General features: G+C 72.6%; 17 protein-coding genes. 8 read left to right on the forward strand and 9 right to left on the reverse strand.

All coding sequences use genetic code 11. The annotated features are described in order from the left end of the window. Positions 1 to 97: 97 nt before the first annotated feature. Both ACLQ2N_RS12250 and ACLQ2N_RS12255 read left to right on the forward strand, forming a co-directional pair. Complete coding sequence (locus tag ACLQ2N_RS12250; protein WP_425812011.1) at positions 98 to 547, forward strand: spore-associated protein; 450 nt, start codon at positions 98 to 100, stop codon at positions 545 to 547. A 130-nt stretch (positions 548 to 677) separates the two neighbouring features. Continuing rightward, positions 678 to 1,880, forward strand: coding sequence for a TerD family protein (locus tag ACLQ2N_RS12255; RefSeq protein ID WP_425812013.1), 1,203 nt, complete (start codon positions 678 to 680; stop codon positions 1,878 to 1,880). Positions 1,881 to 1,899: 19 nt separating this feature from the next. Here the strand turns inward: ACLQ2N_RS12255 and ACLQ2N_RS12260 are convergent, their stop codons facing one another. Beyond that, positions 1,900 to 5,097 (reverse strand): TIM-barrel domain-containing protein, encoded by a 3,198-nt coding sequence (locus ACLQ2N_RS12260; protein ID WP_425812356.1) that lies wholly within the window; start codon positions 5,095 to 5,097, stop codon positions 1,900 to 1,902. 231 nt (positions 5,098 to 5,328) lie between these two features. Here ACLQ2N_RS12260 and ACLQ2N_RS12265 point away from each other — a divergent pair, with 231 nt between their 5' ends. Next, positions 5,329 to 5,970, forward strand: coding sequence for a VOC family protein (locus ACLQ2N_RS12265; protein WP_425812015.1), 642 nt, complete (start codon positions 5,329 to 5,331; stop codon positions 5,968 to 5,970). A 154-nt stretch (positions 5,971 to 6,124) separates the two neighbouring features. Next, on the forward strand, positions 6,125 to 6,853 hold the full coding sequence (locus ACLQ2N_RS12270) for an esterase/lipase family protein (RefSeq protein ID WP_425812017.1): 729 nt from the start codon (positions 6,125 to 6,127) through the stop codon (positions 6,851 to 6,853). Between the two features lie 70 nt (positions 6,854 to 6,923). Here the strand turns inward: ACLQ2N_RS12270 and ACLQ2N_RS12275 are convergent, their stop codons facing one another. After that, positions 6,924 to 8,087, reverse strand: a complete 1,164-nt coding sequence (locus tag ACLQ2N_RS12275; RefSeq protein ID WP_425812019.1) for a hypothetical protein — start codon at positions 8,085 to 8,087, stop codon at positions 6,924 to 6,926. Between the two features lie 190 nt (positions 8,088 to 8,277). Continuing rightward, entirely contained in the window at positions 8,278 to 9,078 is an 801-nt protein-coding gene (locus tag ACLQ2N_RS12280) for a GNAT family N-acetyltransferase (RefSeq protein WP_425812021.1), read from the reverse strand. A gap of 68 nt (positions 9,079 to 9,146) precedes the next feature. Between ACLQ2N_RS12280 and ACLQ2N_RS12285 the strand changes: the two genes are divergently transcribed. Then, positions 9,147 to 10,094: an aldo/keto reductase gene (locus ACLQ2N_RS12285; protein WP_425812023.1), complete on the forward strand. Its 948-nt coding sequence runs from the start codon at positions 9,147 to 9,149 to the stop codon at positions 10,092 to 10,094. Here ACLQ2N_RS12285 and ACLQ2N_RS12290 read toward each other — a convergent pair. Continuing rightward, positions 10,054 to 10,950 carry a helix-turn-helix transcriptional regulator gene (locus ACLQ2N_RS12290; RefSeq protein WP_425812025.1) on the reverse strand — a complete coding sequence of 299 codons (897 nt, stop codon included), beginning with the start codon at positions 10,948 to 10,950 and terminating at the stop codon, positions 10,054 to 10,056. The genes ACLQ2N_RS12285 and ACLQ2N_RS12290 overlap by 41 nt on opposite strands. Positions 10,951 to 11,093: 143 nt before the next feature. Between ACLQ2N_RS12290 and ACLQ2N_RS12295 the strand changes: the two genes are divergently transcribed. Continuing rightward, positions 11,094 to 11,873, forward strand: coding sequence for an NAD(P)H-dependent oxidoreductase (locus ACLQ2N_RS12295; protein ID WP_425812027.1), 780 nt, complete (start codon positions 11,094 to 11,096; stop codon positions 11,871 to 11,873). Between the two features lie 113 nt (positions 11,874 to 11,986). Here the strand turns inward: ACLQ2N_RS12295 and ACLQ2N_RS12300 are convergent, their stop codons facing one another. Together ACLQ2N_RS12300 and ACLQ2N_RS12305 are read right to left on the reverse strand one after the other, a co-directional pair. After that, positions 11,987 to 13,279: an amidohydrolase gene (locus ACLQ2N_RS12300; protein ID WP_425812029.1), complete on the reverse strand. Its 1,293-nt coding sequence runs from the start codon at positions 13,277 to 13,279 to the stop codon at positions 11,987 to 11,989. Continuing rightward, the gene (locus tag ACLQ2N_RS12305) at positions 13,276 to 14,568 is read right to left on the reverse strand and encodes an MFS transporter (protein ID WP_425812031.1); all 1,293 of its coding nucleotides are present in this window, start codon (positions 14,566 to 14,568) and stop codon (positions 13,276 to 13,278) included. The genes ACLQ2N_RS12300 and ACLQ2N_RS12305 overlap by 4 nt, the downstream gene beginning before the upstream one ends. 116 nt (positions 14,569 to 14,684) lie before the next feature. On the opposite strand from ACLQ2N_RS12305, the gene ACLQ2N_RS12310 reads away from it, so the two are divergent. Both ACLQ2N_RS12310 and ACLQ2N_RS12315 read left to right on the forward strand, forming a co-directional pair. Beyond that, the gene (locus ACLQ2N_RS12310; protein ID WP_425812033.1) at positions 14,685 to 15,719 is read left to right on the forward strand and encodes an Lrp/AsnC family transcriptional regulator; all 1,035 of its coding nucleotides are present in this window, start codon (positions 14,685 to 14,687) and stop codon (positions 15,717 to 15,719) included. 45 nt (positions 15,720 to 15,764) lie between these two features. After that, the gene (locus ACLQ2N_RS12315; protein WP_425812035.1) at positions 15,765 to 16,268 is read left to right on the forward strand and encodes a GNAT family N-acetyltransferase; all 504 of its coding nucleotides are present in this window, start codon (positions 15,765 to 15,767) and stop codon (positions 16,266 to 16,268) included. A gap of 6 nt (positions 16,269 to 16,274) precedes the next feature. On the opposite strand, the gene ACLQ2N_RS12320 is transcribed toward ACLQ2N_RS12315, so the two are convergent. From ACLQ2N_RS12320 to ACLQ2N_RS12330, 3 genes are read right to left on the reverse strand one after another with little or no spacing between them, the layout of a single operon-like run. Next, on the reverse strand, positions 16,275 to 17,189 hold the full coding sequence (locus tag ACLQ2N_RS12320; RefSeq protein ID WP_425812037.1) for a class I SAM-dependent methyltransferase: 915 nt from the start codon (positions 17,187 to 17,189) through the stop codon (positions 16,275 to 16,277). Continuing rightward, positions 17,186 to 18,298, reverse strand: a complete 1,113-nt coding sequence (locus ACLQ2N_RS12325; RefSeq protein ID WP_425812039.1) for an NAD(P)-dependent alcohol dehydrogenase — start codon at positions 18,296 to 18,298, stop codon at positions 17,186 to 17,188. Before ACLQ2N_RS12325 ends, ACLQ2N_RS12320 begins: the two co-directional genes overlap by 4 nt. After that, positions 18,295 to 19,695 carry an aldehyde dehydrogenase family protein gene (locus ACLQ2N_RS12330; protein WP_425812041.1) on the reverse strand — a complete coding sequence of 467 codons (1,401 nt, stop codon included), beginning with the start codon at positions 19,693 to 19,695 and terminating at the stop codon, positions 18,295 to 18,297. Before ACLQ2N_RS12330 ends, ACLQ2N_RS12325 begins: the two co-directional genes overlap by 4 nt. Position 19,696 lies beyond the last annotated feature (1 nt).

The raw sequence follows: 19,696 nt of genomic DNA on the forward strand, positions 1-19,696 counted from the left end.
ACCGTCAGGTCCCCGGCAATGCGCATACAACCATCCGTGCCCCTCGGAGGTCCCAACAAGTGGGAGCAAAACACTCCTGGAGCTACAAGGGGGAAATATGCGAAACATCCGTACTCTCGCCGCCGCCGGGGCCCTGACCACCCTCATGGTGGGTGCGACGGCCGCCTTCGGCCCGACCGCCTCCGCCGCGCCCAACACCACGCCGCAGAAGGTCTGCGGCAGCGCGTACAAGACCGTCAACTCCGCCGCCGTGGGTTCCCTCGGCACGGTCTACCTGACGTACAACGCGTCGAACGGCAAGAACTGTGTGGTGACCATCCGGTCCACGCCCGGTACCGCGAAGGACATGTCGGCGTACATCTACGTCCCCGACACCGACGCGTCGGCGAGCGACTACGGGAGTTACACGTCGTACGCCGGTCCGGCCTACGTCTACGGCAAGGGCCACTGCGTCAGCTGGGGCGGCCACATCGCCAACGTGTACGTGTCCGTGGAGAACTCCAACTGCGCCTCGTTCAAGGAGCAGCGGAACCTCGAAGTCCGCTGATCCGCCGCTCACCGGGCCCGCCGCCGGCTCCCGCCGGGGGCGGGCCCACCCGATTCCGCGCTTCACCGGTTGCGGGCACCCAGCGTTCCGTACGCTGCTTCGGACGGGCGGACTGCCGAGGGGGAGCCACATGTCGTTGCGCAAGGGAGCCAACACACCGGTCGCGAGTCCGGTCGTACGGGTGGAGCTCGGCTGGCGCGCCGGCCCGGGCGCACCTGATGTCGACGCGTCGGCGCTGCTGCTGACAGCGGGCGGCCGGGTCCGCTCGGACGACGACTTCGTGTTCTACAACCAGCCCGTCCACCCCCGTGGCGCCGTGCGCCACGAGGGCCGGCGGCAGGACGGAGCCGGGGTGGTCGAGACGATCCAGGTGTCCCTCGCGTCGGTGGAGCAGGACATCGCGACCGTGGTCCTCGCGGCGTCCACGGACGGCACGTTCGGCAGGGTGTCCGGCCTCTTCGTCCGGGTGCTGGACGCCGCGAGCGGCGCCGAGACGGCACGATTCGACCCGGTGGACGCCACGACGGAGACCGCGTTCGTGCTCGGGGAGCTGTACCGGCGCGGCGGGGCGTGGAAGTTCCGCGCCGTCGGCCAGGGTTACGCCTCCGGCCTGGCGGGGCTCGCCACCGACTTCGGTATCACCGTGGACGAGCCCGCGCCCCCCGCACCGGTCGCCGCGCCCGTTCCGCCGCCCGTACGGCTGACGAAGATCACACTGACCAAGACCGCGCCCTCGGTCTCCCTCACCAAACAGGGAGCGACCTCCGGCGCCATGCGGGTCAACCTCTCCTGGAGTGCCCGCACACCCCCGCGCGGCTGGATGAACAAGGGCCGCGACGCCGTCCGCCTCGAAGACGTCGACCTCGACCTCTCCTGCCTGTGGGAGCTGCAGAACGGGGCGAGCGGGATCGTCCACCCCATCAACAACCAGTTCGGCTCGTACGACCAGCCGCCCTACGTCCAACTGGACCAGGACGACCGCACCGGCGGCAGCGAGGACGGCGAGAACCTCACCATCAACCTCGACCACGCCTCCGAGATCAAGCGCCTCCTGGTGTTCGTGGCCATCTACTCCGGCGCGTCCAGTTTCGCCGGTCTGCACGGAGTGGCCACCCTCCATCCGCCCGCCGGACCGCCGATCGAGGTGCGACTGGACGAGTGCACGGTCCCCGCGCCCGTGGCGGCGATCGCCCTCATCGAGAGCGTCAACGGCGAACTCATCGTCCGCCGGGAGGCGAAGTACCTCATCCTCCCGCCCGGCATCCTCAAGCAGCAGGCCGTCGACCTCGCGTACGACTGGGGCCTGTCCTGGCAGCCGGCCGGCAAGGGCTGACCGGCTGCCAGGACCGCTGCTACCAGTACGTGACGGTCACCGGCGCGTGGACGTTGCGCTTCGGCAGGGTGATGGTCAGCGTCCTGGAGCCGGCGTCCCACTTGTACGCCTGCGCGGACAGGTGCGCCCCGCTCGCCGTGACCCGCGCCGGGGCGTGGTCGGCCTTGACCGACAGGGTCCACACACGGTCCTTCGCCTGCCCCCGGAAGGATCCCTTCGCCGGGGCGACGGACACCGTGTGGCGTGCGCCGGACTCCTGGTAGGAGACCTTCGTCGTGGCGCTCCGGGCCTTGCCCGCGGCGCCGCCGTCGTCCTCGTACAGGCTGAACGAACCGGAGCCGCCCGGTGCGATCGTGAGCGTGAGGTCGTCCGCGCCGGGCGCCCCGTCGTGGGCGACGTCGTGCGTCCGGCTCGGGACGACCGCACCCGCCCTGACGAACACCGGCATGGTGTCCAGCGTCGTCGTGACGTCCTGGGTGGTGCCGCCCTCGTACGTCTTGCCGGTGAAGTAGTCCGTCCACTGCCCGGGCGGGAACCACACCGAGGTCTTCGCGGAGGCACCGGGCGTGGTGACCGGGGCGACCAGCAGGTCGGAGCCGTAGAAGTACTCGCTGCCGGCCGTCTCGTACGCCTGCTTCTCCTCCGGGTACTCCAGATACATCGGCCGGACGATCGGCACACCGGTCCGGTTGGCCTCCTCCGCGAGCGTGTACGTGTACGGCAGCAGGTTCTCGCGCAGGTTGAGGAACTTCTTCGCGGACGCCGACGCCTCGGGGCCGTACTGCCAGGGCAGCCGGTCGCTGTGGTTGCTGTGCAGCCGGTCGACGGGCTGGAAGGTGCCGAACTGGACCCAGCGCGCGTACAGGTCGTCGGGCAGCTTCGTCGTGGTGTGCGTGCCGCCGCCGTCGGTGTACGTCTCCGAGCCCTTCAGGCCCGTCGTGTCGTTGTGGCCGCCGATGTCATGCGTGACGCTGGCCATCCCGGTCGCCGCCGACTCGGCCGGGGTGTACCCGACCTCGAACTTCAGCGTGCCCCAGGTGGACGACGTGTCGCCGGTGAAGTGGACCGTGGTGCGCTTGTCCGCCCAGGGCCCGGTGGGCACCGACTGCTGGCCGCTGTAGCCGGCCGCCTGGAGCGAACCGTAGGCGCGTGAGAGGACGAACGGCCGGTCGAGGTGCCGGCCGGTGGCGTCCGCGTACTGCTGGTTGATCCAGGCGTCCGGGGTCACACCCGGCAGCGACGACTGCGCCGCGTCGCAGCACCAGTCCAGCCACCAGAAGTCGTTGCCCTGCTCGTCCATGGTCCGGTGCAGATCCATGTACGCCTGCAGCTGATCGGGGTCGCCGAAGTCGAAGACGTAGCAGTCCGGCCCCGCGCCACCGCCGCAACTTCCCTTCTTCAGCTTTCCCTTGGCGGTCTTCTGGGCCTGGGCGAACTGGGGGTCGGCGGCGAGGATGCTGGGGTGCACGTTGAGCGTGTTGTGCAGGCCCTGGGACTCGGACCAGTCGAAGAACCCCTTCGGATCGGGGAACTTGGCCGGATCGATCTCCCAGCCGCTCCACGCGTTGACGGCCTTGTAGTCGGTGTCCGTCACGAGCACGTCCAACGGCACACCCTCCGACCGGAACTTCGGCAGGATCGTGTTCCGGTAGTCCGCGTCGGTGCGGTCGATGTACTCCGAATACCAGACCCCGTACGCCCAGGAGGGCAGCAGGGCGGGCGGTCCGGTGAGGGCCGCCAGGTCGCCGAGGCCCTGTTTGTAGTCGTGGCCGTAGCCGAAGAGGTAGCCGTCCTGGTACGGGGCGCCGCCGTGCGAGGAGCGCTGGGTGACCTTCCGGGAGGCGGAGTCGTAGAGCGCGGAGGGGGTGTCGTCCAGGAGGTACCAGCCGTCCTGGTTGAGGAGCCCGGGCGTGGTGACGGGCGGCGCGCCGTTGCCGGTGACGCCGTCGAGGCCGCGCCGGTATCCGCCGAGGGCCAGGTGCGGCTGCGGAGCCGGGGCGCCGGTCGCGGCGACGGACACGGTGTCCGCGTTCACGTGGCAGCTCTCCGCTCCCGGGCAGGCGAGGGTGACGTCGTTGGCGCCCGCCTCCAGGTGGACGGGCAGGGTGGCCGTGGACCATGTGTCCCAGTCGTCCGTCGCGGGGAACGACAGGGTGCCGGTGGCGCCGCCCGCGGACACGGCGGCGGTGCGCGTCTCGTGCCGGCCGTCGCCGCCCGGGCCGTTGGCGTAGCGGACGCGCAGGGTGTAGGTGCCGGCCGAGGGGACCTCCACCACATGCGTGGTCAGCGAGGAGCCCCGGTTGAGCTCCGCGACGAAGCCCGTCCCGGCGAAGCCCTGGTGATCGGTGGCGGCGGCCGCCGCACCGATGACACGCCCGGCCTCCGCCTCACAGCCCACCCCGAACCGGCAGTCCGCGATCGCCGTGCTGGACGCGGGCGGGAACGCCTCGCCCTCGCCCAGCAGCGCGACGCTGTCCACGTTCACACTGCCGGAGTCCGCGGCGCCCCGGGACAAACCGACCGTGTGGTGCCCGGCGCCCAGCCGGACATCGGCGAAGGCGGTGTCCCAGGTGTCCCAGTCCGCCGTCGGGGGCAGCGTCACCCGCTGCTCGTCGCCACCGTCCACCGACAGGGTGAGGGTGCGCGGCTCGCTCTTGCCGTCGCCGCCGCGCGCATTGGCGTACCGCACGGCGAACCGGTAGGCGCCCGCCGCCTTGACATCGATGTCAGAGGACAGGGAGGCGCCGGTGCTCTCGAAGCCGGCGGCGAACCCGGACCCGGTGTAGCCGTCGTGGTCGGACGCCACGGAGACTCCGCCGGCCCGCAGGTTCTCCGCTTCGCAGAGCGCGCCGGGCGCGCAGGTGACGCGGTGCCAGGGGGTGGCGGTCACGGGGGAGTCGCCGGCGTCGAGCCGGGCCGAGAGGTTCTTCGCGTCGAACGGGCCCGAGCCGACCTTGTACCGCAGCGTCACGGCGCTCGTCCTGATGGTGAGCCAGCCGTCCGCCGTCTTCGCGGTGTACGCCGCCGGGGCGAAGGAGTCGCGGCCGATGGCGTTGAACGTGGCCTCGTCGGTGAACGCGCCGTCACCCGCGTACTCGGTCCGGATCAGCGTGGGCGACAGGATCTGGAACCGGGCCTCGCCCGAGGTGACCGTCGGGATGTGCGAGCTGTGCGCGCCACCCGCCGACGCCGGACCCGCCGTGCCCGTCACCGTCATCGCCGCGGCGGTCCCGAGAACGGCCGCGGCACCGGTCCACCGCCGCAGCCCTCTTCGCCGCCATACGGATGGAGGTTTCATGTGCGACTCCGTTCTTGCACCGATCGGTGGGCGCGCCCGCACCGCACCGCTCGTTGTGCATCGTTGGAAAAGTGCAAGTGGAATGAGAGCACGCCCATGGCGCGGTGTCCATAAGGCCGACGTCGGAGGCGAGTTCACGCCGAGGGAGGAGTGACGGCAGACTGGGTCGACGAGGCCGCCCAGGACAGGGGGAACGGGATGCTGACCGGGATCGTGATCGACGCCTGTGACGTGACGGGCATGGCCCGCTTCTGGACCGACGCGACCAGGGGCCGCACCGGCGGCCTCCGGCTGCGCTTCGAGCCGGGCGGCCGGCCGAAGCCGGCGCACAAGAACCGCCTCCACCTCGACCTGGCCGGCGGACCGCACTGGGAGGCGGAGGCCGAGCGCCTGCTCGCGCTGGGGGCGACCCGGACCGACATCGGCCAGGGCGATGTGCCGTGGGACGTGCTGGCCGACCCGGAAGGCAACGAGTTCTGCCTCCTGCGCCCCGGGCACCCCGGCGTGCGCGCCGACTCCGGGCTCGTCGCGGTCTGCCTCGACGTCACCGACGAGGAACGCGACGCCCAGCGGGACTTCTGGGCGACCTGGTCCGGCTGGTCCGTGGAGGAGGACCTGGAACGGTGCGTGCGATTGCGCCGCACCCCCGGCTCCCCGGTCTCGCTCGTGATGGGCCCGCCCGCCGGGCCGCGGGCCGAGCGGGAACGGATGCGCCTCGCTGTCCGCCGGCCCGGGGCCGGACCGGGCGCCCACCGCGACCCGGGCGGGAACACCTTCCACGTCGTCGACTGACGGCGGCGGGGGCCGCACCCCGGCCCGCGGTCGCCTCGCACCCGGCCCACCTGGGAGCCGACACCGGTGAATTAGCCGATGGCGCGGGCGCCCCGTGCCCGGCACCTTGTGCGGGCAGGCAACCACATCCCCGCGTTCCCCTCAGGAGTGCCCCATGGCTCGTCGTTCACCGCGTCGGCTCCTCGGCGTCCTCGCGGCCGTCACGGTCGCGTTCACCCTGTTCTCCTCGGCGTCCACGGCCGGTGCCGCCGAGACGCCCGCCCCGGCCCGCACGGCCGCGGTGCAGCCGCTGTCGACCAGCACCCCGGTCGTCTTCGTGCACGGCTACACCGGCAGCGCCTCCAACTGGGTCACCGCCATGAGCGTCTTCCGCCTCAACGGGTGGTCGAGCTCCAACCTGTTCGCGTACGAGTACGACTCCTACGGCAACAACATCACCAACGCCCAGGGCCTGGCCACGTTCGTCAACAACGTGAAGTCCCGGACCGGGGCGAGCAAGGTCGCGATCGTCAACCACTCCATGGGCGGCCTCGTCAGCCAGTACTACCTCAAGGTGCTCGGCGGTAACACCAGCGTCAGCCACCTCGCGTCCATCGCCGGTGCCAACCACGGCACCACGTACGCGGGAGCCTGCCTGATCTACACCACCTGCCAGCAGATGTACCCGGGCTCCTCGTTCATCTCGCAGATCACCTCCGGTGACGAGACCCCCGGCGACACCAAGTACGCCACCTGGTACTCGGCGTGCGACGGCATCATCCTCCCGTACACCAGCACCCGTCTGAGCGGGGCGACGAACAACAACGTGCTCTGCCAGACCCACATCGGGTACCTGGCCGACACGGTCGTCCTCGGCCAGGTCGCGCGGTTCATCGCCTCCTGACCCCGCGTGACCCGAACGGGTCCGGTCCCCGACGCCTCGCCGCCGGGGACCGGACCCGTTCGCCGTCGGCTCAGGCCCGGCCGCGCCGGCGGCGCACCGCGGTGAAGCCCACGGCGCCCGCCCCGGCCGCGACGAGCCCCGCCGCGCCCACCGCCGTCGCCGACAGGCCGCTGCTTCCGGTCTCCGCCAGCTGCGCGGTCATCCCGGACGGCGTGGAGGTGGTACCGGTGCCCGTCACGGCGGGGGTGGGCGACGCGCTCGCGGTGACGGAGGAGGTGGGGGACGGGGACGGGGTGCCGGTGGTGGCCGCCGCCTTCTTCACGGTGACCGTGGCCTTCGTGCCGCAGCTGGTGATGCCCCTGAACGGGATCGAGCCCTCGTTGACGATCGCGCACGGGGACAGCTCGGTCTTCCCCAGCGGTGCGTCCTTGCGGTAGGTGACGCGGACGTCGGCGGTTGCGGTGCCGTGGGCGGCGAGGGAGGCGTCCTTGCCGATGACGTCGTACCCGTACACGTCCGGCTCGGCGTTCGAGGTGATCGGCTTCAGCGTCGTCCAGGTGCCCGAGCGGCGCACCTGGACGGTGGTGTAGCGGTTGGTGAACAGGACGTCGGTGACGTTCTCGTACGCCGAGGAGGTCGGGTTGTTGACGGTGGCTTTGAAGGTGATCGCCGCCCCGCCGGCGGTCGCGGTGGTGGGCGCGTTGATCAGGCGGGTGGTCAGCCCGTTCACACCGACGAAGTCGAAATCGGTGGCATTGGCGGCGCCGGAGGCCCCGTAGGAGATCATCGTCGTCAGCTTCAGATGCTCCGTGCCCCCGTTACTGGCACCGTTGTGCGGGGTACCCATGGGCAGGCCGATCCGCATCTGCACGGTCTGCGACTTTCCCGCGGCCAGGGCGAGCTGTTCGGGCAGCTCGCCGCCCCAGACGGTGCCCTCGACGATACTCAGCGGGATCTTCTTCCACGTCGAGCCGTCGAGCCGGTACTCCAGACTCAGCGCGTTGTCCGGCAGGGCAACGCCGCCGTCGATGCGGTAGATCAGGCGCGCCGAGGAGGTGTCGGACGTGCCGGTGTTGGACGCCGTGGTGGTGAAGGCGACCGGCAGGCCGCCGAGGCCGATCTCCGCGGGTGCCTCGGAGGACACCGCCAGCTCGGGCGGGGCGGTGTCGGCCAGGGCGACCGGGGCCAGGGCGGCTCCGGTGATGGTCAGCAGCAGCCCGGCGGCCGAGGCCATGACGGACGAACGCACAGTGCGCGCACGGGTGTTCAAGATTCCCCCCAAGAAGTGTGGGCGGCGCGGCCGGTTGCCGCGTTCCGCCGGCGACGGGTGGATCAGCCCGCCGTCTCGCACAGTTGGACAGGCCACCCGGGCCCCGGGTTGTGACCTCGAATGTCATGGTTCTGTGACAGCGCCTTCGGGTCCCTCACTCCTGCAACCCGTAGAAACGCATGGGCGCGTTCGGGGTGAAGCCGATCCGGGGGTACACCGGAGCACCCGCCGCCGTCGCGTGCAGGGTGGCGCGGGTCAGGCCGGTGGCGCGGGCCCCCTCGTACAGCGCCTTGCGCGTCACCGCCTCTCCGTAACCCCGGCGCTCCCAGGCCGGATCGGTGGCGACCAGTACGACGAAGAGCCGGCCCGCCGCCTCCACCGTCGCGGCGCACGTCACCGGCACACCCTGCCGCAGCCCCAGATAGGCGTGCACCCCGCTCTTCCACAGCGAGGACCCCGCCAGCCCGTCGCGGCCCGCCTCCAGGGGGAAGCCGTACGCACGCGAGTTCAGATCCGCGTACGCCAACAACTGCCGCTCCTCGCGCACCCGTACGAACTCCAGCTCGGGGTGTGACGGCTCGGGCAGCGGGAACAGGTCGCCCGCCATGCCCGTGCCGGGGAAGGCGTACGCGAGACCGGCGCGCTCGGCCGCCGCGTCCAGCGAGTCGAGGGCCTCCGCGTCGAGGAGCCCCTCGAAGACCCAGAGGAATCCGGGCCGCCGCTTGGACCGCATGATCTCGGCCGCCTCACTCAGACGTCGGGCGGCGAGCGCCGCGTCCGCGCCGGCATCGGTGAGGGTGACGCAGTTCCAGAAGGCGAAACCGCAGTCGGCCCAGCGCACGGCGATCCCGGGCAGGTCCCGGACATCCGCGCCGGCGTCCCGGTCGAGCACCAGGGTCCTCCAGCCCACGGTGAGCTGTTCCACCGACTCGACCGACTCCGCGGGATCCGCCACCACGACTCCTCAAGGCTTTGAACAACGGGCTTGACCTGAAGCGCACTTCAACGCCGAGCATGGCGGACATGAACAACACGGACAACACGAACCGCCGGATCGTCCTCGGCACCATGGGCTTCGGCACGCAGGTCGACTCCGACACGTCCTTCGCGATCCTCGACGCCTTCGTCGCCGGCGGCGGCGACTGGCTGGACACCGCGAACTGCTACTCCTTCTGGGCCGACCCGAGCGGGGTCGGCGGTGCCGGCGAACGCGTCATAGGCGCCTGGCTCGCGGCCCGTCCCGGGGCCCGCGACGCAGTGAGGATCGCGACCAAGGTGCGGCAGAACCCGCTCGTCCCGCACTCCTGGCCGCAGAGCGCGGAGGGGCTGTCCGCCCGCGCCGTCCACGCGGGCGTGGCGCAGAGCCTGGAACGCCTCGGCGTCGACCACGTCGACCTGCTGTGGGCCCACGCCGAGGACCGCACCGTTCCCCTGGCGGAGACGGTCGGAGCCTTCGGTGAACTGGTCACCAAGGGCGTGGCGTCGCGGGTCGGCGCCGCGAACCACGCCGCCTGGCGCGTCGAGCGGGCCCGGTCACTGGCCCGCGAGCAGGGAGTGGAGCCGTGGACCGCCCTGCAACTGCGCCACTCCCTCGTCCAGCCGCGCCCGCTCACCCCGCTCGCCGAGGGCGGCCACCGCCTGCTCACCGCCGAGGACCTGGACCTCGCCGAGGCGGAAGGGCTCGAGGTGTGGGCGTACAGCTCCCTGCTCTGGGGCTCCTACACGCGTCCGGACAAGCCGTTCCCGGACACGTACGAGCACCCCGGCACCGCCGGGGTGCTCGCGGTCCTGGACGAGGTGGCCGGTGAGGTCTCCGCGACGAAGAACCAGGTCGTCCTGGCGTGGCTGCTGCACCAGGGCATCGCCCCGATCGTCGGCGTGAGCCGCGTACCACACGTCGAGGAGGCACTCGCCGCCCGGGACGTCCGGCTCAGCGACGACCACCTGGCGCGCTTCGAGGCGGCGCGCTAGCGGGCAGTTCCCCGTGGCCGCGGGGCGGGCCGGGTGCGTCGTCGCCCTCCGCGTCGGCTCCCAGCCCGGCCAGCAGCCGCAGCCCGTCCTCCGCGGGGCTGCCGGGCGCCGCCGACAGCACGATCATCTCCCGGTCCGGTGAGTCCGCCAGGGAGAAATTCTCCTGGTGCAGCTCCAGCACGCCGACGAGCGGGTGCCGGTACACCTTGCGGCCGTGCGTACGGCAGCGCACGTCCGCGCGGGCCCACAGCCGGCGGAAACGGTCGCTGCCCATCGAGAGCTCTCCGATGAGCGAGGCCAGACGCGCGTCGTCGGGGTATTTGCCGGCGGCCAGCCGCAGGTGGCCGACCACGTCCAGGGTGCACTGCTCCCACTCCGCGTACAGACCCCGTTCGGCCTCCTCCAGGAAGAGGTGCCGGGCGGTGTTCATGCCCGGCAGCGGCCGGCCGTACAGCAGCCGGGCCAGGCGGTTGCCCGCGAGGACGTCCATGCGGTGGTCCATGAGCAGCGCGGGTGCGTCGGTGACCAGACCGAGCACGCGCAGCAGCTCCGGCCGCACCCGCCCGCCGGGCGTCTTCGCGCGCCGGCGCCGCTGCCGGGCGAGCCGGTCGAGGTGCTCGCGTTCGGTGTCGTCCAGGCCGAGGACACGGGCGAGCGCGTCCAGCACCTGCTCGGAGGGCTGGGTCGCACGCCCCTGCTCCAGGCGTACGTAGTAGTCGACACTCACCCCGGACAGATGCGCGACCTCCTCGCGGCGCAGCCCGTCGACCCGGCGGCGGCTGTCGGCGGTGATGCCGGCCGAGGCCGGGTCGACCCGGGCGCGCCGGGTCCGCAGGAATCCCGCGAGATCGTCCATGGACCCAGTATGGCCACGCCCGGCCCGCGCGAGGGTGGCCCTGCCGGTACCAGGAAGTCCGGTCCGACGGAAGCGGCGCCCCTGAACAACCGGCGCCCCGGCGTCCAGGATCGAACCATCCGAACCAAAGGAGTGCGATCCCCATGAAGACGCTCATCGTCCACGCCCACCCCGAGCCGAAGTCCCTCAACGGCTCGCTCAAGGACCTCGCGGTCTCGACCCTGGAGGCGGCCGGGCACGAGGTGCGGGTGAGCGACCTGTACGCGATGAACTGGAAGACCACCGTCGACGCGGCGGACTACGGGCCCGACGCCTCGGACCCGCTCAGGCCGGCCCGCGACTCCGGCCGCGCCTTCGACGCCGGCACGCTCACCCCGGACGTGCGCGCCGAACAGGAGAAGCTGCTGTGGGCGGACACCGTCATCTTCCAGTTCCCCCTGTGGTGGTACACGATGCCGGCGATCCTCAAGGGCTGGGTGGACCGCGTGTTCACGTACCACTTCGCGTACGGCGTCGGCGAGCACAGCGACACCAAGTACGGCGAGCGCTACGGCGAGGGCACCCTCGCGGGCCGCCGCGCCCTCCTCTCGGTGACCGTCGGCGGCCTGGAATCCCACTACTCGCCCCGGGGCATCAACGGCCCCATCGACGACCTGCTGTTCCCGATCCAGCACGGCATCCTCCACTACCCCGGCCTGGAGGTGCTGCCCCCGTTCGTCCTGTACGGCACCGACCGGATGACCGCCACGGACTACCCGGAAGCGGCCAAGGCATGGCAGGAGCGCCTGCTCACGCTGCAATCGACCGCCCCGGTCCCGTACCGCCGCCAGAACTTCGGTGACTACGAGATCCCGTCCCTGCAGCTCAAGGAGGGCCTGGAACCGGTGGGCCGCACGGGCTTCGGGCTGCACGTGCAGGCCTGACGGCCCCGCTGACCTCTGCGCACCGGCCCGGATCCCGGCACCCTCGACCGGGCTCCCCCGGGACGAGGCACAGCAAAAGTCCGCCCCGAGGTGGGGGCCGGGTGCGCCGGTCCTTACGCCCCTTCCCCGAGCCACGTGAGGGCGGCGCCCAGGAGGGCCCGTACCCCCAGCTCGATCGTCGGGTCCTGGAGGGGGGCGTACAGCGGCGAGTGGTTCATCGGGAGGCCGGCCGGGAGGCCACTGGTGGCGAGTGCGGCCGCGTCCATCCCCTCGAAGGCGGCCCGGTCGGCTCCGCCGAAGTGCCAGAACACCGAAGGCGCGCCGAGCTCGGTGCCGAAGAGCCCGAAGTCCTCGCTGCCGTTGATCGGCTGGGGCAGCGTCACCACGGCCCCCTCGCCGAGGGCGCCGCGCAGCCCCTCGACGGTGGTGGCGGTGGCGTCCGCGGTGTTCACGGTGAGCGGGAAGGCGTTCAGCGGAGTGATCTCCGGTTCCTTCGGCGCACCCGAGGCCGCCGCCTCGGCACGGATGATCCGGCGCACGGCGCCGAGGACCTTGTCGCGGACGACGGGGTCCACGGAGCGGATGTTGAGCTTCAGCTCCGCCTCGTCCGGGATGATGTTCTCCTTCGTTCCCGCGTGGATCGACCCCACCGTCACCACGGCCGCCTGCGACGCGCCGACCTCGCGCGAGACGACCGTCTGCAGCCGCAGGACGACCGCCGCCGCCATCACGACCGGGTCCACCGTCGACTCGGGCGAAGAGCCGTGCCCGCCGCGCCCGAACAGGCGCACCCGGTAGCTGTCGGACGCCGCCATCAGCGGACCGGGACGGGTCACCACGACACCGGCCGGGAACGGCCCCACGTGCTGCCCGAGACAGATGTCCGGCTTCGGGAAGCGCTCCGCGAAACCGTCGTCCAGCATGTTCCGCGCCCCCTCGGCCGTCTCCTCGGCGGGCTGGAACACGGCGACGACGGTGCCCCGCCAGGACTCCCGTGCCCCGGCGAGCAGCGCGGTCACCCCGAGCAGGCACGTGACGTGCATGTCGTGGCCGCACGCGTGCATCACCGGCACGTCGTTGCCCTCACGGTCCGTGGCGCGGCCCACCGACGCGTACGGCAGACCCGTCGCCTCCAGGACCGGCAGGCCGTCCATGTCGGCGCGCACCAGCACGGTCGGCCCGTCACCGTTGCGCAGCACGCCGACGACACCGGTGCCGCCCACCGCCTCGGTGACCTCCCAGCCGGGCTGGGCGCGGAGCCGGGACGCCACGACGCCGGCCGTGCGCGTCTCCTGAAGCGACAACTCGGGGTGCGCGTGCAGGTCCCGGTACAGCTCGCGCAGCCCGGGCAGTACAGCGGCGAGCTCATCGGCGTACGCGCCGGCGACAGAGGTGGAGGTGGTCATGACTTCTCGCTTTCTACGGGTCGGACGGCGGCCACGGTGCCGCCGGAGTCCGGCAGGCGCAGCGACCGGCGGAAGGAGGCGGAGTCCTGCGGGGTGACGACGGCGACGACACCGGCCAGGACGGCACCGAGCACCAGGAAACCGAACGCGGCACCGAACCCGAGCCGGTCCGCGAGCACGCCCATCGCGGTGGGCGCGATCACCCCGGCGCACTGGCCGCCGAACGTGATCAGTCCGGCGCCCGCCCCGGCGAGCTCCGGGGGCAGACTGCGCAGCGGCACCGCGTAGACCGGCATGTACGACAACGAGGCGGCGGCGACGGCCACGGTCATCCACAGGATGAACAGGGCGGTGGTCGACGCCGTGGCCATCAGGACCAGCGCGACGGACGCCACGCTCATCGACGGCACCACGATCCTGCGCTGCTGTCCCTGGAGCCGGTCCGCGAGCCGGCCGCCGATGATCACGGACGCGGTGGCCGCGGCCGCCGGGACGACCGCGAGCGCACCGGCCGAGGACAGCGAGACGCCCCGCTCCTCGTTCAGATAGGACGGCACCCAGGTGTTGAGACCCCACACGATGATGTCGTAACCGAAGAACATCGCGGCGAACCCCCACATGGCGGGGGAGCGCAGCACGGCCCGTGCCCCGCCGCCCCCGGCCGGCGCGCGGCCCCCGCCGTCCGGCACGCGCGGTTCGGGCAGCCAGAGCCGCACCGCCGCATACACGAACACACCTGCCCCGGCCACCGTGAAGAACGCCGAACGCCAGCCGAAGTGCGTGATCAACGGGGCGGCCGCCAGAGGCGCGACGACCGCGGCGACCGCGTTCGCGGACTGCACCACGCCGTTGGCGCTCATCCGCTGCCCCGGCGTCGTCCGCTCGGATATCGCCTTCATCGAGGCGCCCGGGAAGATCCCCTCCGCGGCGCCGAACAGGAAACGGACCACCAGCAGGATCGCGAACGACCCGGCGAACCCGGTCAGCGCCGTGAACGCCGACCAGATCAGCAGCGCCCAGCAGGTCACCCGCCGGGCACCGAAGCGGTCGGCGAGCATGCCGCCGGGGATCTGACAGGCCGCGTACGCGAGGAAGAACGCCGAGACGGCCAGGCCCTGCTCCGCGCGGCTGAGGTCGAACTCCTTCCCGATCGAGGGAAGCGCGAGATTGATGACCAGCCGGTCGACGTAGTCGATCAGCCAGGCCCCGAAGAGGAGCGCGACCGTGATCCTCGCTCCGCGGTCGAGACGTTCTCTGCTGCCGGCCGGAGCCGGGGAAGGTGGAGCCACGGGCACTCCTTAGGGGTGGGCGTGCGATGGTGGTGGTGCGGCTCGGAAGTGGGGACAGAATCCGGCCACCGCAGAGAACCAGCGCCCGATCACAGGAAAACGGCAGGAGAACGGTCGTGGAGCCAGATTCCGCCACCGCCCCGACGAGGGCGACCGCGGCCTTCGAGGAGACCGACCTCGCGCTCGTCGACGCCCTCCAGACCGATCCGCGCGCCCCCTGGTCCCGCATCGGCCCGGCCGTCGGCATCGACGCCACCACCGCGGCACGGCGCTGGGCACGCCTCGAACGGACCGGTCTCGCCTGGGTCACGGCGTACGCCGGACCCGCCACCGCCACCGTCGGCTATGTGGAGGTCACCTGCCGGCCCCGCAGCCTGGGCGAACTCGGCGAACGGCTCACCGCCCTGCCGTGGGTGGCCAGCGTCGAGCACGTCGTCGGCGACTTCGACCTCTTCCTGACCGTCGTCGCACCCGACCTGGCCGCCCTCGGCCGGCGCGTCGGGACCGACCTCGCACTGCTCCCGGGCGTCCGGTCCACCCGCACCCGGCTCGGACTGCGGATCTACCAGGAGGGCAGCGGCTGGAAGGTGCGGGCCCTGGAACCGGCGGGGCGCGCCCGGCTCACCGCCCCGCACTCGGGCCGCCCGGGCGTCCCGTCCCCGCACGGGCTGCGCGGGGACACCGACCGCCGGCTCCTGGAAGCGCTCGGCGCCGACGGCCGCGCCGGCTGGGTGGAACTGGCGGCCCGCACCGGGCTGAGCGAATCCACGGTGCGCCGGCGCCTCGGCCGCGAACTGCGGGACCGCGACATCGTGGTGCGCTGCGATCTCGCCCAGCAGCCCGCGGGATGGCCGGGCATCGCCACGTACCGGGCGGTCGTCCCGCACGGGGAACTCGGCGCCACGGGCACCGCGCTGGCGCGGCTGCCGCAGGTCCGGCTCTGTGCCTCCGTCACCGGTTCGTGCAACCTGCTCTTCTCCGTGTGGCTGCGCGACCTCGACGGCATAACGGCCCTGGAGTCACTGCTGGACGAGCGGTACCCCCGGCTGACCGTCCAGGACCGCACGGTCACGCTGCACACCGCCAAGCGCATGGGACGCGTGCTCGGCGAGGACGGACGCGCGGTACGGCACGTGGCCCTCGGCTTCTGACCCGCCGGCCGATGCGGCGGGCGGCCCGTGCGGCAGAGTAGGGGCATGCCGACCTACGCGACCATGCCCTGTCACCTGGAGACCGAGCGGCTGATCCTGCGGCCCTGGGCCGAGACCGACGCCCCCCGGTTCAGCGAACTCCTCTCCGAACGCGGCGAGGAGACCTACACGGTGGAGCGCGCCCGCAAGGGCATCGCCGGTCTGCTCGCCGGCACGGAGAACAGCGGCATCGCGCTCCTGCCCATCCAGCGCCGCGACGAGGGCGACTTCATCGGGTACTGCGGACTGATCATCGGCCGCTCCACCCTGGAGGAGCCCGAGATCGCCTACGAGCTGTTCCGGCGTGTGCACAACCGGGGTTACGCCACCGAGGCCGCCCGCGCCGTGGTCGGTGCCGCCGCCACGACCGGGCGGCGGCGGCTCTGGTCGACCGTCCGCTCGTGGAACGCGCCCTCGCTCCGTGTATTGGAGAAGCTCGACTTCGCACGGGATCGCGTCTCCGTGGACGAGGACGGCGAAATCGTGTGGCTCACACGCGAGTTGCCGTAGCGCGCCTCACCACCTGCGCCGGTACGCGAACACCCACCGGTTCCCCTCCAGCGCGTCGTTCGGCTCCGGCAGCGGGCCGCGCCCGTGGCGGCGGGTGAACTCGAAAGGCGTGTGCGTCGAGGCCGACCAGCCCCTCGCGGCGAGGCGGCCCGCGGAGTCGGGGCGCGGGCCCCTGTCGAAGAGGTCGAGCAGGTCGATCCCGATCTGTTCGCGCGTCGCCGTGTAGATCGCGCTGTCCCGGTACGCCAGAAGGTCCGCCTCCAGCTTCGCCTCGAAGGCCAGGGCGCTGCCCTCGGCGGCCAGCAGGTCCACGGTGTCCACGAGATACGTCTCGGCGGGGCCCGGCAGGTAGAACAGCAGGCCCTCCGCCAGCCAGATGCTCGGCGCGGCCGGGTCGAACCCCGAAGCGGTCAGCGCGCTGACCCAGTCGTCGCGCAGGTCGGCCGGGACCAGCACGCGTTTCACCTTCGGCGCGGCCGACAGGTCCGTCAGCACCTGGTGCTTGAAGGCCAGGACGCCCGCCCGGTCGACCTCGAAGAACACGCAGTCCGACGGCCAGTCCAGCCGGAACGCCCGTGTGTCCAGCCCGGCCCCCAGGAGCACCACCTGGCGTGCTCCCGTGAGCACCGACCGTACGACGAAGTCGTCCAGGACCCGGGTCCGCAGCCCGAAGTAGCGGGCGAACCGGCCCCACAACGCGTTCTCGTCCCCGTCGGGCACCTCCTCGATGCGCACGGGCCACCCCGCGCACGCCGGGGCGGCCCGCACGAAGTGCTCGGCGTAGACGTCGCGGGCCAGGCTGTCACGGCGACGGGTCTCGATCGCGCGGGCGGCGGCGACCAGCAGAGCGGTCAGCCCCACACCTTCGTCCACACCTTCCGCCGCCGGCTCCTGGGGCGTCGTACCGCATGCCTTGTTCATCGGCTTCTTCCCTCCGGGATCAGGACGGGTTTGACCACCCGGCCCGCGTCGCAGTCGCGTTCGGCCTCGTTGATGTCGGCCAGGGGATAGGTACGGATCAGCTGGTCGAAGGGGAACCGTCCGGCCCGCCACAGCTCCGTCAGTACGGGGATCAGCAGCCCCGGCACCGCGTCCCCCTCGCAGATGTGGCGGACGCTCCGGCCCCGGTCCAGCGTGCCCGGCTCCAGCGTCAGGGCGGTGTGCAGCCGCGCCACCAGACCCAGCGTCCCGGTCGGGCGCAGCGCCCGCAGCGCGTCGTTGAGCAGCGCGGGCGACGCCGTCGTGTCCAGCGCGTACCGCGCGCCGCCGTCCGTCAGCCGGCGGATGCGCTCCGGCAGCCCGGCCGTGCCGGCGGACAGCGGGACGGCGCCGAACCGTTCGGCGAGTTCCAGCCGCCGCTGATGCCGGTCCACCGCCACGACCGGCACACCGGCCGCCCCCGCCGCCATGACGGCGGCAAGACCCACCGCCCCGGCCCCGAGGACCACCAGCGGGTCGCCGGGACCGGCGCGGAAGGTGTTCAGCACCGCCCCGGCCCCGGTGAGGAAGCCGCAGCCGAGCGGCCCGAGCAGCTCGACGGGAAGCACCGGGTCGACGCGCACGGCGTTGCGGGCGGACACGAGCGCGTACTCGGCGAACGAGGACTGGCCGAACCACCGGGGTGCCAGCGCCTTCCCGTCCGCGTCGCCGAGCCGGGCCGGCTCCTGCGCACGCCCTCCGAAGAGATTGAGCGAGGCGAAGGAGTCGCAGTACGCGGGGGCTGCGCCCCGGCAGTTTTGGCAGTGCCCGCAGGAGTCGAAGCTGAGCACCACGTGGTCGCCGACGCCGATGTCCGTACCGGGCCCGCCGCCCGCCCCCACGACGACCCCGGCCCCCTCGTGGCCGAGGACCGCCGGCAGCGGGCTGCGGCCGGCCGACCGGCGCACCGCGAGGTCGGTCCGGCACATCCCGGCGCCCGCGATCTCCACCAGCAGCTCACCGGCGGCGGGTCCGGTGTGCAGGACGACGTCCTCGACCCCGAACGGCTCCTCGTACGCGCGCAGCACCGCCGCCCGGAATTTCCTGGTCATGGTCCCTCCGGGCGGTGGACGACGAACGGCCGCAGGTTCCCGTACAGCCCCCACGGCCCGCCCGCGACGCCGAGCCCGCTGTCCTTGGTCCCGGCGAACGGCTGGGCGAGCGACAGCTCGGCGTGGTGGTTGATCCACGCCGTCCCGCACTCCAGCCGGTCCGCCACCACCTCCGCCCGGTCGGGATCGGTGCCCCAGACCGAGCCGCCGAGCCCGAAACCGGTGCCGTTGGCCGCGTCGACCGCCTCGTCGACGCTCCCGTACGGCAGCACCGGCAGGACCGGCCCGAACTGCTCCTCCCTCACCACCGCACTGCCGGGCGGTACGTCGGTGAGGACCGTCGGGGCGAAGAAGTGGCCCGGACCGTCCAGCCGGTGCCCGCCGGCCGCGGCCCGGGCGCCGTCGGCCAGGGCCCGCTCGGTGAGCTCCGTCACCCGGGCCAGCTGCGGGGCGTTGTTGACCGGACCGATGCGGGTGTCCGGGTCGAGGCCGCTGCCCACCGTGACGGACTTCGCCCGCTGGGCCAGCGCCTCGACCACCTCCGCGTGCAGCCGGGCGGGGGCGTACACGCGCTTGACGGCCATGCAGACCTGACCGCAGTTGCGGAACGCGGCCCAGAACAAACGGTCCGCGACCGCCTCCACGTCGACGTCGTCCAGCAGGACGGCCGCGTCGTTGCCGCCCAGTTCCAGGGTGACCCGGGCGAGCGAGGCCGCCGCCCCCGCGGCGACCGCTCGCCCGGTGGGCACGGAACCGGTGAACGTGACGTGCCGGATGCCCGGATGCGACGCCAGCCGCGCCCCGAGGGGTTCGCGCCCGGTGACGACACTCAGCACGTCCTCGGGCAGGGCGGCCGCCAGGACGGACCCCAGCAGCCGGGTGGCCAGCGGGGTGTACGGCGACGGTTTGAGGACCATGGTGTTGCCCGCCGCCAGCGCGGGCGCGAACTTCGCGGCCGCCAGTTGCAGCGGGAAGTTCCACGGCACGATCGCGGCGACCGGGCCGACGGGACGCCAGCGGACCTCGCTGCGCACGGGCCGCCCGTCACTGATCCGCCGCGTCCTCGGGGCCAGCTCCGCGAAATACCGCAGCCGGGCCGCCGTGCGGGCGACCTCCGCGTACGACTCGGCCAGCGGCTTGCCCTGCTCCCGGGTGAGCAGCCGCGCCAGTTCGTCACCGGCGCCCTCCACGGCGTCGGCCGCGCCGAGCAGCGCGCGGGTCCGGGCGGCGGCGTCGGCCCGCCACCCGGGCCAGGCCCGGTGGGCCCGGCCGATCACCGCGTCCAGCTCGTCCGGCCGCATGTCGGGGGCCTCGCCGCAGGTCTCCCCGGTGGCCGGGTCGGCGACGGCGAACCACGTGTCCCCGCCCCCGCGCTCCATCCGCTCGAAGGTTCGCATC

The organism is Streptomyces sp. DT224 (assembly GCF_049844595.1).
GTDB lineage: Bacteria > Actinomycetota > Actinomycetes > Streptomycetales > Streptomycetaceae > Streptomyces.